The sequence below is a fragment of the Natronomonas sp. genome (genome assembly GCF_047616845.1).
In the GTDB taxonomy this organism is placed as follows: Archaea; Halobacteriota; Halobacteria; order Halobacteriales; family Haloarculaceae; genus Natronomonas.
The window spans coordinates 17323-29590 of record NZ_JBLGBY010000026.1; the positions used below are offsets into that span (position 1 = coordinate 17323).

At 65.2% G+C, this 12268-nt stretch carries 11 protein-coding genes and 1 tRNA gene; 4 read left to right on the top strand and 8 right to left on the bottom strand.

Annotated elements, in window-relative coordinates:
• Nucleotide 1 precedes the first annotated feature (1 nt).
• Both ACI8UR_RS06900 and ACI8UR_RS06905 read right to left on the bottom strand, forming a co-directional pair.
• Nucleotides 2-1567 carry a DNA-directed RNA polymerase subunit B'' gene (locus ACI8UR_RS06900; RefSeq protein WP_411714265.1) on the bottom strand — a complete coding sequence of 522 codons (1566 nt, stop codon included), beginning with the start codon at nt 1565-1567 and terminating at the stop codon, nt 2-4.
• Complete coding sequence (locus tag ACI8UR_RS06905; RefSeq protein WP_411714264.1) at nt 1564-1791, bottom strand: DNA-directed RNA polymerase subunit H; 228 nt, start codon at nt 1789-1791, stop codon at nt 1564-1566. The genes ACI8UR_RS06900 and ACI8UR_RS06905 overlap by 4 nt, the downstream gene beginning before the upstream one ends.
• Nucleotides 1792-2121: 330 nt before the next feature.
• Here ACI8UR_RS06905 and ACI8UR_RS06910 point away from each other — a divergent pair.
• Nucleotides 2122-2194: transfer RNA gene (locus ACI8UR_RS06910), tRNA-Asp, on the top strand.
• Nucleotides 2195-2705: 511 nt separating this feature from the next.
• Entirely contained in the window at nt 2706-3842 is a 1137-nt protein-coding gene (locus ACI8UR_RS06915; protein ID WP_411714263.1) for a hypothetical protein, read from the top strand.
• Between the two features lie 127 nt (nt 3843-3969).
• Here ACI8UR_RS06915 and ACI8UR_RS06920 read toward each other — a convergent pair whose 3' ends face one another.
• The 5 genes from ACI8UR_RS06920 to ACI8UR_RS06940 form a co-directional block, all read right to left on the bottom strand.
• On the bottom strand, nt 3970-4131 hold the full coding sequence (locus tag ACI8UR_RS06920; RefSeq protein ID WP_411714262.1) for a hypothetical protein: 162 nt from the start codon (nt 4129-4131) through the stop codon (nt 3970-3972).
• Between the two features lie 286 nt (nt 4132-4417).
• Entirely contained in the window at nt 4418-5554 is a 1137-nt protein-coding gene (locus ACI8UR_RS06925; RefSeq protein WP_411714261.1) for an ABC transporter permease, read from the bottom strand.
• On the bottom strand, nt 5551-6267 hold the full coding sequence (locus ACI8UR_RS06930) for an ABC transporter ATP-binding protein (protein WP_411714260.1): 717 nt from the start codon (nt 6265-6267) through the stop codon (nt 5551-5553). Before ACI8UR_RS06930 ends, ACI8UR_RS06925 begins: the two co-directional genes overlap by 4 nt.
• Nucleotides 6264-7793, bottom strand: coding sequence for a hypothetical protein (locus tag ACI8UR_RS06935; protein WP_411714259.1), 1530 nt, complete (start codon nt 7791-7793; stop codon nt 6264-6266). The genes ACI8UR_RS06930 and ACI8UR_RS06935 overlap by 4 nt, the downstream gene beginning before the upstream one ends.
• A 63-nt stretch (nt 7794-7856) precedes the next feature.
• On the bottom strand, nt 7857-9161 hold the full coding sequence (locus ACI8UR_RS06940) for an RNB domain-containing ribonuclease (RefSeq protein WP_411714258.1): 1305 nt from the start codon (nt 9159-9161) through the stop codon (nt 7857-7859).
• Between the two features lie 147 nt (nt 9162-9308).
• On the opposite strand from ACI8UR_RS06940, the gene ACI8UR_RS06945 reads away from it, so the two are divergent.
• Nucleotides 9309-10511, top strand: coding sequence for a PQQ-binding-like beta-propeller repeat protein (locus ACI8UR_RS06945; RefSeq protein WP_411714257.1), 1203 nt, complete (start codon nt 9309-9311; stop codon nt 10509-10511).
• Here the strand turns inward: ACI8UR_RS06945 and ACI8UR_RS06950 are convergent.
• Nucleotides 10508-10798 (bottom strand): hypothetical protein, encoded by a 291-nt coding sequence (locus ACI8UR_RS06950; protein ID WP_411714256.1) that lies wholly within the window; start codon nt 10796-10798, stop codon nt 10508-10510. The two genes, ACI8UR_RS06945 and ACI8UR_RS06950, sit on opposite strands and share 4 nt — an antisense overlap.
• Nucleotides 10799-10887: 89 nt before the next feature.
• Here ACI8UR_RS06950 and ACI8UR_RS06955 point away from each other — a divergent pair, with 89 nt between their 5' ends.
• Nucleotides 10888-11979: an aminopeptidase gene (locus tag ACI8UR_RS06955; RefSeq protein WP_415087707.1), complete on the top strand. Its 1092-nt coding sequence runs from the start codon at nt 10888-10890 to the stop codon at nt 11977-11979.
• Nucleotides 11980-12268 lie beyond the last annotated feature (289 nt).

Consider the following 12268-nt stretch of genomic DNA (forward strand, 5'->3'; position numbering starts at 1 on the left):
GTTAGTCGTCTGCTGTGTGTGTTTCGACCGTCTCGATTCCCGGAATGCCCTCAACGCCCATCGATTCGAGTTCGCGTTTCAGGCCGCGCTCGTCCTCGACGTTCTGAGACAGTTCCATCGCCTGTGCGAAGTTCTTCACCAGCCCACAGTTCGGCCCTTCCGGCGTCTCGGAGGGGCAGATGCGACCCCACTGGGTCGCGTGCAGGTCGCGGGCTTCGAAATGCGGCTGCGACCGTGACAGCGGCGAACGCAGCCGGCGGAGGTGTGACAGCACACCCATGTAGTCCGTCCGGTCGACCAGTTGGCTCACGCCGGAGCGGCCGCCCACCCAGTTGCCGGTCGCAATCGGGTGTTCGAGCCGCTCGGTCAGCACGTCGGACCGAACGACGGTGTTGACCGACAGTTGACGGTTCCGCATGTTGGCGCGTTCGAGCTGGTATTTCACGTCACGGGCCAGCTTGTTCAGCGCCGTCCGGAAGAGGTCACGCATGAGGTCGCCGGAGACCTTCAGGCGCTTGTTCGCGTAGTGGTCTTTGTCGTCGGATTCGCGGCGTTCCAAGGCGAGCTCGAAACACGCCTCGGCCATCCGACAGAGGTACACCGCTTTGTTCATCCGGACTTCCTCGTCTTCGACGCCTTCCTCGTGGAGGTGCGGGAGGAGATAGCGGTCGATGACGTAGTTGGCGCGTTTCAGCTGGTAGTTCTTCCCTTGCCCGGAGGCGACGCGCTGGCCGAGCTGTTCGATGGCCTCGGCGGTCGACTGGACTTCGGCGGCCTCCAGGTTCTCCAGCATGAACTTCACGATTTCGGGATCATCGGAGACCCGGTGGACGATGTCCTCGTCGGATTCGAGGCCGAGCGCCCGAACCAGCGTCACGAAGTTGATGCTGCCGGAGACGCTGGGGAACGACACCTCAAGGATTCCCTCGCGGTTGCGCTCACACAGCACGAGCGCCCGGTAGCCCCGGCGCTGGGAGAACGTCTTGGCGATCTGAATCTGGTCGCCGTACTTCGTGTCGTACTCGGCGAGAATCTTGTTCGGCGCGAGGTCTTCGCTCGTCATCAGCACGCGCTCGGAGCCGTTGACGATGAAGTAGCCGCCGGGGTCGGCGGGGTCTTCGCCGATCTCGATGAGCTCGTCATCGGTGAAATCGGCGATGTTGCATTTGTTCGAGCCGATCATGATCGGCATCCGGCCGACCTTCGTCTCGGATTGGTCGACGATGTGTTCTTCCTCCTCGTCACCGCCGCGGATGATGCTCATCTCCATGAACACCGGCGCGGAGTAGGTGATGTTGCGGAGGCGTGCTTCCTGTGGATACAGCAGCTCTTCGGAGCCGTCGGCCTCGCGGACGCGCGGCGTCACGATACGGACGTTTCCGAGGTCGACCCGAACCGGCTCCTGGCCTTCCTTGTCACCGATGTCGGTGTCGATGCTTTCCTTCTCGTCAACGACGTCCTGCATCCCCCGATCCAGGAAGTTGTTGAACGAGCGGAAATGGTGCTCTGCGAGTCGGTCGCGTGAGAAATACTCTCGGGAGATCGAACGGCGGTCTTGCCTGTTCATTCTACCACCAGTCGGTACACGACGGCTTCGTCGGTCGTCCGCGAATCACGGACGATCTTGACGACGTCACCGACCTCCGCGCCGTCGGGACTGGCGGGGTCGAGACGCTCGATTTTTGGCAGGTCTGTGCGGTCGATGTCGTACTCCGTGAGCACCTCCTCGACGTCGTCCTCGTCGAGAATCGTGTGCTCCGGAACCAAGTTGTGTTGGCTTACGTCTACCATGGGTTTGGCTGGCCGGGTGAAGAAGCTGTCACGAGATACTACAGATTGCTACAGACGGGAGGGATTTAACAGTTGCCAAATCAGACGGCCAGGGCTACCCGTGCCGCCCTTCCTGCGGCACGCGGCTGCTCGTTGCACGTCCTTGGGGAGTAGCCATCAAAAAGGCTTTCCCCGGGTTTGCGGACAATAGCGACGCCAGCCGCTGGCGGGTCGGTGCGACATCTTCGGCGGTCATTTCCCGCTTGCGTCCGGTGGTGTGTGACCACGCACCGGGCCGTCTTCCATTGGAAAGCCTTAAGGTTCAAACCCGGTTACGATGAGTTGCAGCAGGCCCGGGTGGTGTAGTGGCCCATCATACGACCCTGTCACGGTCGTGACGCGGGTTCAAATCCCGCCTCGGGCGCTTTCTGTGACGAACTAACCGACGAGCAGTGCCGAACGGTAGTGAGGCTGGCTCAGCTATCCGTGAGTCACGAAACGACCAGCGGAATTTGAACCCTGCCAGTCGCGCACAGCGACCGGAGTGGGCGAGCACGTCCGGCTTCGGTTCAAATCCCGAGAGACGCCGCTGGCGTCTCTCGACCCTCGCGGCGCCGTCGGCGCCGCTCAGTCCCGCCTCGGGCGCTTTCTGTGACGAACTAACCGACGAGCAGTGCCGCGAGGCGTCGGCGAAACGACTCCTCCAAGGTTGACACCGTACGTTCTCGAACCGCAAAACCCGATCAAGGGAACGTTCGGGACAAATTGGGGGAGAGTTCGGTCGTGGTTCGGCGAACGGTCAAACGTAGGGTCTGTTAAGACGGGGTATGCCCGAAAGAGCATCCGGTCGGTTCGATCGACGCACATTCCTGAAAACGAGCAGCGTAGCGGCGATAGCGGCGCTCGCGGGCTGTTCCGGCGCCGGCTCCGAGGAGGTGGACTTCGCCATCGAAACCAAGAGCACCGGCAATCCCTTCGCCGACACCAAGACGGCTGCCAACCACGTCGAGGGGTCAGCCAAAGTGCTCTCCGGCGGCATCGCCGCCGGCGCCGGCCTCAACGGCGACACCACCAGCGAAGCGGCAGAGCTGCGCGCGGTGCTAAGCGGGCTGCTGCAGGAGCACGTCTACCTTGCCGGCTACACAGTCGACGCCGCCTACAGCTTCGGGCCCGACAGCGGGGAGTTCGATCTCGCTGCCGAAGCGCTGGACACCAACTCCGTGGAGCTCGCCGACGTCATCGGTGACGCCGCCGGATCCGAAAAACGCGAGGAATTCCTGACCCTATGGCGCGACCATATCGGCTTCTTCGTCGACTATGCACTCGCCGCCGCCGAGGACGACGACGAGGGTCGCCAGTCCGCCCTGGACGACCTCAACGGCTACACCGACGGCGCCGGCCAGTTCTTCGAGGACATCTCGGCAGGCGAGCTGCCTGCCGACGCCGTGACCGATAGCCTCGACGTCCACATCGACACGCTGTCGGGCGCCATCGACTCCTTTGCGGCCGGCGATGCCAGCGCGTTCGACGACCTGAAGGCCGCCGGCGACCACGTGGTCGGAAGCGCCGGCGTGCTGTCCGGCGGGCTCGCGGCCGCGCTCGACTTGAACGGCGACACCGAGTCGGAGGCATCGGAGCTGCGCACCGGTCTCACTGCCGGACTGCAAGAGCACGTGTACCTGGCCGGCATCACAGTGAAGAACGGCTACGCCGCGGGCCTCGAGAGCGGCGAGTTCGAGGCAGCGGCGGGCACGTTGGACACCAACTCGGTGCAGCTCGCCGACGCGATCGGCGAACTGGCCGGCGACGAGAACCGTAACGCGTTCCTGAGCCTGTGGCGCGACCACATCGGCTTCTTTGTCGACTATGCCGCCGCCACCGCCGGCAACGACGAGCAGGGTCAGGCCGATGCAATCGGAGATCTCGACGGCTACACCGACAGCGCCGGCGGGTTCTTCGAGGATATCTCCGGCGGCGAACTGCCCGCCGACGCGGTCAGCGACAACTTGGTCGAGCACATCGCAACCCTTGGCGGCGCCATCGACTCGCTGGACGCTGCGATCAACCAGTAAGACGCGCAACGTTCGCCGTTTGGTTCGGGCGGCGTCCCCCCCCCCCTTCTGCCCGAACGGGATGAAACCGCCGGCGACACCAGTTAATTACGGCAATCCTCCGTAGAAGTGGGATGGCCGACGCGGTTCAGAGCGACGACGGCCCCTGATGGATGTCGAGGTCGACCTCGCGGCGCTCCCCTTCGAGGTCTTCGACCATCGCGGCGACAATGGTCTCGGCCTCGCGCAGGGCGACAGGCGTGATCTTCTGGAACAGCTTCTCGACGGACAGCGACGCGGGGAGTGACATCCTTGGCGGCTCGCCAGTCGATGCGGTTCGGGCGGTCGGTTTCGACGACCTGCGTGTGCGCCGAGTAGTTCGGATACTGCGAGAACGCCTCGATGAACTCGTAGACCACGTCGGGAGCGACGTAGATGACGGTGCTGGCTTCGATGGCGTCCACGGGCGTTGAAAGGCCCGTTCGGCCATAATGGTCGTTTGCCGGAACCTCGCGTCATACGGATTGTTGTAGTCGTTTCCCGGCGAGCGCCGAGCCGTACGGCCGCTCGCCGGTAATTTGGTACAACAATCCGTATCAGTCTCTGAGCGCCTCGACCGGTTCGAGGTTCGCGGCTTTCCAGGCCGGATAGATGCCGCTTGCGAGGCTGACCGCGACGCCGAACGCGAACGCGACGAGCAGGTAGACCGCGTTCGAGGGGTCAAGGACGACATCGAGCGCGATGGGGGAGACGTACCACAACACGAGCGCGGCGCCGATGCTGAGGATGACGCCGATGATGCCGCCGATGATGCCCAAGAGCGTCGCTTCGACGACGAGCGTCCGGAGGATGTCGCGCTTCTGGACGCCGACGGCTCTGAGCAGGCCGATCTCGCCGCGCCGTTCGGTCGTGCTCATCAGCATGACGTTGAAGATGGCGACGCCGGCGACGATCAGCGAGATGGCACCGAGGCCGATGAGGAACTGGTTCAGCAGGTCGAAGAACTCCTCGATTCGGTCGAGGATGGTCGAGAGCTCGAACACGGAGACGCGCTCCTCGCGGGCGTTGAGGTGGTCGCGGACGCCATCGGCGACAGCACGGGCGTCCTCGCTTGAATCAGCCTGGACGACCACCTGGTCGTAGTTGCCGCCGACGAACTCGGATTCCGGCAGAACGACCGCGTTGGTGGGCTGTATCGGCGAGATATCCTCACCGGGAGCGAGAATGCCGATGACTCGGTACGTGTTGCCCGAGATGGAGATGACACTGCCGACCTGTACGTTCAGTTCGGCCGCGATACCGCTCCCGACGAGTGCGCCCTGTCTGTGACGCTCGGGGACGGTGCCGGCTTCCTGGCTGAACAGGGCTCTGGGCCGGTTCGTGCCGTAGAGGGTTGCGAAGCTGCTTGCACCGCCAGCACCCTCGACGACGGCGTTGTCGCTGAACAGTGGCACGGTCGTTCCTCGGCCATCCGCGATGCGCTCGATTTCGGCGACGTCACGCGACGAGAGCGACCCCCCGCCGGCGTCCTCGTTCGGCGAGACGATGACCTGGTTGCCCAGCCCGCCGAGCGAATCCAGCGCCGCCAGCTGGAGGACGTTCCCGAAGATGCCGAGCGTCGCGATGGCGAGCACGCCGATGACGATACCGAGCGCGGCGAGCACTGATCGGAGCCGGTTCCGGCGGAGGTTCCGAACCGCCATGACGACGGCGGGGAAGTCCGCGAGTCTCATTGCTCCTCCAGTCGGCCGTCGATCAGTTCGACCGTCCGGGTCGCGTATTCGGTGACGAGCTCGTCGTGCGTGACGGCGATGACGGCGACACCGTCCTCACAGACGCGTTCGAACTCGCCGAGCACCTGGCGGCCGGTGTCGGTGTCGAGGTTGCCCGTGGGTTCGTCCGCGAGCAGCACCTCGGGGTCGTTGATGAGCGCGCGAGCGATGGCGACGCGCTGTTTCTGTCCACCGGAGAGTTCGGGCGGCCGGTGTGTGAGTCGGTCGCCCATCCCGACCCGTTCGAGGAGGTCGTGGGCGCGGGCGGTCGCATCGCGGTCGCGGTCGTACACCGTCGGCAGCGTCACGTTCTCCGTCGCCGTCAGCGTCGGGATGAGGAAGAAATCCTGAAAGACGAAGCCGATGTACTCCTTTCGGAGCCGGGTTCTGGCCTCGTCGTCGATGGCCGTCACGTCGCGGCCGTCCAGCAGTACCTCACCGCTCGTCGGCGTGTCGAGCAGCCCGAGCGTGTTGAGCATCGTCGATTTCCCGGAGCCGGAGGGGCCGATGACGGCGACGAACTCGCCGGCCTCGACGGTCAGGTCGACGTGGTCGAGGGCGCGGACGGTCTCGCCGCCGCCGTCGTAGTCCCGAATCACGTCGGTCAGCTGCAACGGAGGCGCCGTGTCACTGCGGACGGGGGCGCCGTTCTCGAGCTGTGGGGAGTCGGTCATCGTCGCCAGTAGTACAGTGGCAGGAAGATACCGACCCCGACCACCGCCGATGCGCCGGCGCCCAGGCCGAGCGCGAGCGGGGAGAACGAGCCAAGCACCCCCCCGGAGTCGCTGTCGTCGACCGGTTCGACCGGCAGCTCGGGTCGGTCGGTGACCTGCCGGCCGTCGACACGGTAGGTGACCTCGACCGGTATCGCCGTGGCGTTGGCATCGACCGACGCGGTGAGTTCGAAGGGTGCGAACTCGCTGCCGTCGATGGTGCCGATGAAGTAGTCGCGCTGTGGGTACACCGGCTGGACGCCCTCGGCATCAGCTACCGAAACGACGACGCCCGTGACTTTCGCCTCGCCGGTGTTGCCCGCGTTGCCGCTGATTCGGAGCTGGTCGCCGTCGCGCTCGATATCGACGCCGGTCAGCGAAACGGCGGCGGTACTCGGGCGATGGTCGTACGTGGTCGACGTGCGGCGTTGCTCGCGGTCGAGACGGTAGCTGACGGCGATGTCGAGTTCGCCCGGCGGCACGTCAGCGAGGTTGAGCGTCACGGTTTCGGTCTCGCCCGGTTCGAGGTCGCCGACGAACTGCCGCGGGAGGCGCTCCTCTCCGGAGGGTTCGACGACCGCTTCGCTCACCGGTGCGTTCCCGAAGTTCGTGACGGCGACCTCGACACGGTTGGGCGCTTCCTCCTCGTCGTTGCTCTGCTGTTGGAGGCCGGCGCCGCCACCACCGCCGATGAGGCTGCTGATACCCCCGCCAGCCTGGGTATCGGCGGAATCGTCGTTCCGAACCTGGCGGACATCGATACCGACATCGTCCTCGAGCGGTTCGACCCGCAGCGTTTCGCGCCGGACGGTCGTCTGCCGGTCGCCGGTCGCGGTCGTGTATCCGACGCGGATGCCGACGGTCTGTTGGCTTCCATCGGGGCGGACGGAGAGGTTCACCGTCGTCGACGCGCCGGACGCGAGGGTCGCGACGAATCCCCTGTCGACCGTGGAATCGCCCTTCAGCGCGACGACCTCGACGTTCCGAACCGGGTCGACCGCCGGGTTGGCGATTTCCACCTCGACGGGCGAGGCGACGCCTTCAACGAGGTCGGCGTCGATGGTGATGCCGGGCGGAGAGTCCTCGATGACGACGGTCACCGGCCGTTCAGCCGTGACGGTGTTGCCGTCGGCGTCGGTGCCGCGGGCGACGAGCGTGAGGTTCTGTCTGCCGGCGTCGGCGAACTCGGCGACGAGGTCGACGCTGACGCTGTCGCCGGGAGAGAGCGAACCAGGGGTGTCGGCGCTCGCGAGTCGGTTGCCGTCTTCGTCGCGGAGCGTGATTCGAGTCAGTTCGACGGCGGAGTTCGACCCCGCAGATAGCGAGATGTCCGCGGAGACGGTCGTCGGTTCGTCGGTAGTCGGGCGGTCAGGCGCAACTGCGGCACCGTCGATGGTGAGTCGGGCGTCCGGGACGGCCCCGACGGTCGGCGGCATGATCGAGAGGACGAGGAGAACGGCCACGAGGATGGTGGCGGCGCGGCGCACAGTATCACAACAAGGGGCTGTGTGAACAAATACCTGCCGCGTACCACGTCGGATTGCCGCTTTTCAGGCGGTGTGGTCGGCTTCCTCGGGGTCTTCGACAACCTCGATACCGCGGTTGTTGACCGCGTGGGGGTCGAGGCCGACCTCCTCCAGGAACTTCTTGTACTGCCGTTCGCAGGTCTCGGCGTCTTTCTGGGTGTCGCTGGCGTGGTCACAGAGGTCGGCGATACCCTCCACCACCTCATTCGTGTAGATGATCCAGTGGTTCACGAGATCGGAGAGCCGGCGGATGGGCGAGGTGAAGTGGCCGTAAATCTCGAAGTTCAGCGCGTGGTGGCCGCCGAAGGGGTCGGACATGTACTTCGCGCGCGGCATCACCTTCATCACGGCCCACTGAATCTTGTTGAGCTGTCGGCCGGGCGCTTCCTCGAGCGTGGCGTTGACCGCCTTCCGGGGGTCGTCCCACGTGTCGGCCGGGATGGAAACGCCATCGAGCTCCTGAATCTCTTGCAGCGCCTCGTTCCACTCGTCGGGCGTGGGCTGGGGGTGGACGCGGAACATCGCCTCCAGGCCACGATCCCACTGGAGGGTGTGGGTGACAGCTTTGTTCGCCTTCAGCATGCACTCCTCGATGATGGTGTGAGCGCGGTCGCGCTTGGGGTTGAGAACGAGCGAGCCGTCCGCCTTCCGCTGTTCGTGGAGCTTCTCTGCGAGTTCGTACGCCAACTGGTTCTCCTCGTGCAGTTCGGCATCCTCGTCGTCGAGTTGGTCTTCACACTCGTTGTACGTCAGGCGGGCGTCGGAGTGGATGACGGATTTGTAGATGTCGATGGACTCATGTGAGAGCGTCTCGCCGTTGATGTGCATCTCGACGGTGTGGGCGAGGCGGTCTTCGTTCGGGACGAGCGAACAGACCGTCTCCGCCAGTACGGGCGGGAGCATGTGGATGGTGTAATCGGGCAGATACACCGTATTGCCGCGTTTCTGGGCTTCCTCCCACATCGCGGTGTCGGGGTTGACGTAATGGGTGACGTCGGCGATGTGAACCCACAGCCGGTAGCCCTCGTCGGTGCGCTCGATGGAGATGGCGTCGTCGAAGTCCTGGGCGTCGGCGGGGTCTGTCGTCCACGTCGTCAGGTCACGGAGGTCTTTGCGCTCGTCGAGTTCGGACTCGATATCGCCCTCGGGGTCGCTGGCGCGTTCTTCGGCCTCTGTGAGCACCTCGCTTGGGAACTCATCGCGAATCTCGAACTCCTCGAAGAGCTCCTCGCGCTTGTTGGCGAGGTGGCGGGCGAGTTCCTCGTCGATGACGACGGGGCCCTGGCCCTCCGCAGTCCCGGCGTAGGCCTGCTCGTCGGTGTCAGTCATGCTGAAAGGTTATAGAGTGGAGTAGTTATGCGTGTCGCACGTGGCGAGACGCGACCGTAGGGGTGCGTCTGCGTGACACCGACCGGCGAGCCACCACGGAAGCTGTGAACGCACAATCGTTTTGAGCGCGGGGTCGAAGGGAGAGACATGAGTCGCCGCCTCTCTCGTCGTTCCCTCCTCGCCGCGGCTGGCGTCTGCGGCGCCGCCCTCGCCGGCTGTACCGCCGGCTACCGCTCCTCGTCGGTCGTCGACGCCTCGTCGATGGAGCCGACGAGCACGCCCCCGACAACGCTGGAAGACGGCCCGCTGTCGGCGACGTGGGAAACGGACATTCCGGGCCAGTTCACGCTGTCGACGCCCGGCGTCGACGACGACCGCCTCTACGTCGGCAGTCGAACGGAACTGACCGCCATCGCGCTCGCCGACGGCGCCGTCGACTGGCAGGTCGACCTCGGCGCGTTGACGCACGGCTTCACACCGGCCGTGGCCGACGGGACGGTCGTCGCATCGGCACGCGACCTCGTCGGTCGGCAGAACGTCGTCGACCGCGGCGGGACGCCGTCACTGACCGCCCTCGACCCCAAAACGGGGGCAGAACAGTGGCGGTTTGAAATACCGATTTCGGCCAGTCCAGTCATCGCGGACGGGACGGTGTTCGTCCCGCTCGTGGATGATTCCGGGACGGCGATTTCGGCCCGCGACCTCGCGACTGGCGAAGAACAGTGGCGCCGCGACCTCTCGACGCCGGACGTCTTCGCGGCGCCGGCTGTCGGCGAGGGTCTCTACGTCACGACCACAGGCAACGACAACGGCGACAGCACGCTCCTGGCGCTGACGCGGGACGGGAACATGCGATGGTCGCTCAATCTCGATGGCGAGGTGTACAAGGGCCCGCGCGTCGTCGCGGAGCCGGACGGCGAGACGGTCTTCGTCGGCACGGACGCCGGCTACCTCTATGCGGTCGGCGACGACGGCGAACCGCGGTGGCAGGCCACACTCGGGAACCCGGTCAACACCACGCCATCGGTCGACGAGGAGCGCGTGTACGCGACGACGCCGCAACGCGTTATCGCGCTCGACCGCGAGAGCGGTGCGGGCCTCTGGAGCGGCGAAGTCGACCACGTCTCGAAGACGGGCGTCGGGCTCGGTGGCGGGATGGTGCACGTCGGTGGCAACGAAGTCGCGGCCTTCGACGCGGTGGACGGCGCCGCACGCTGGCGCGTCGAACTCCCCGGCGTCGCGGGGACGTTCGGCTCACCAATCTGGCGGGACGGAACGCTCTACACTGGCGGGTGTATCAAACTCGACGGCAGTTCCCGGTACGACCACGTCGTCTACGGGCTCGATTAGCTGTCCGTCGATTCGGGAGAGTCGCCGTTCTCGACGAGCTCCGCGTACTGGGCGAGAAAGCGCTCTCGGGAAAGCGCGCCGGTGTCGATGTCGCCGAGCATCGCTTCGAGTCCCTCGCGGGGCTGATGGCAGAGGTCGCGATAGCAGGGTTTACACAGATGTTCGAACGCCTTGTCCTCGCGGCTCCACCGGTCGCCGTGTTTGTCGTACTCGCGTGCGTCAGACCGCGCCACCCGCTCGCCACAGGCAATGCAGGTGACCTGGGTTTGGTCCCGCCGTTGCCACATACCTCCGGGTTGCATGGGCCGGGACTTAGCGTTTCCTGCGTGTGCCCGGTATCCGAACCTGTAAAGGGAATCACGCCGACTCCTCGGATATGGATCCACGGATTCGTGAACACGCCGAAATCATCGTCGACCACTCGACGGACGTCCAAGCGGGCGACAACGTCGTCATCAGTGCGCCGAACGTCGCGTCCGATCTCGCCGTTGCGCTCCACGAGGTCATCGGCGACCGTGGTGCGACGCCGGTGTATCTCGCCAGCGACTCCCGTGCCGACCGGGCATACCTCCAGTCCGTCGACGAGGACGATATCGAGACACCCACGCACGCGCAGGCGTTATATGAGGAAAGCGACGTGCTCATCCGGGTGCGTGCGGAGGCCAACGCGACCGAGCAAAGCGACATCGACCCCGAAACCCAGGCCGCACACACGAAGGCGCGCCGCCCCGTGCAGGAGGTCGCCCTCTCGAAGCGGTGGTGTCTCACACAGTTCCCCTCGAAGGGCAACGCCCAGCTCGCGGGCATGAGCACCGACGGCTACGAGAACTTCGTGTGGGACGCGGTCAACAAGGACTGGGACGCCCAGCGCGAACACCAGGCACGGATGGTCGACATCCTCGACCCCGCCTCCGAGGTGCGCATCAAAAGCGGCGACGTGACCGACGTGACGATGTCCGTCGACGGCATGACGACCATCAACGACTACGCCGAGAAGAACCTCCCCGGCGGCGAGGTGTTCACCGCACCCGTCCCCGACAGCGTCGACGGCGAGGTGCTGTTCGACAAACCGCTCTACCATCAGGGTCGCGAAATCACGGGCGCTCACCTCGTCTTCGAGGAGGGCGAAGTTGTCGAGCACTCGGCCGAGAAGAACGAAGACCTGCTGTCGGAGGTACTCGACACCGACGAGGGCGCCCGCCGACTCGGCGAACTCGGCATCGGCATGAACCGCGACATCGACCAGTTCACCTACAACATGCTGTTCGACGAGAAGATGGGCGACACCGTCCACATGGCCATCGGCCGCGCCTACGACGAGTGCGTCGGCGACGACCGGGAGGCGAACCAGTCGGCCGTCCACCTCGACATGATCGTCGACATGAGCGAGGACTCGTTTATCGAGGTCGACGGCGAAATCGTCCAGCGGGACGGCGCCTTCCGGTTCGAAGAAGGGTTCGAGGAATAGCGGCCGGCGACGAGTAGAGAACGGGCACGGTGGGTTTGGTCATCTCGGTTGGCGAGACGTCAGTATGGGCGTTCATGGGAATCAGATATCAAGGAGGAACTACTGCGCTGTTCGGCCTGTACCCGGTCGGAACGGCGATCGTAATGCCGGTCGAGAATATCTTTACCTGAACTAGGCGCTAAGGCCCCTTCCTCAAGGAGCGACCGAAGGGAGCGAGTAGGGAGGGGATACAGCGCCGCACGGTTCTCAAACACGTTCGGCGCTCGGCCCACAGGCCCACGCAATCGCA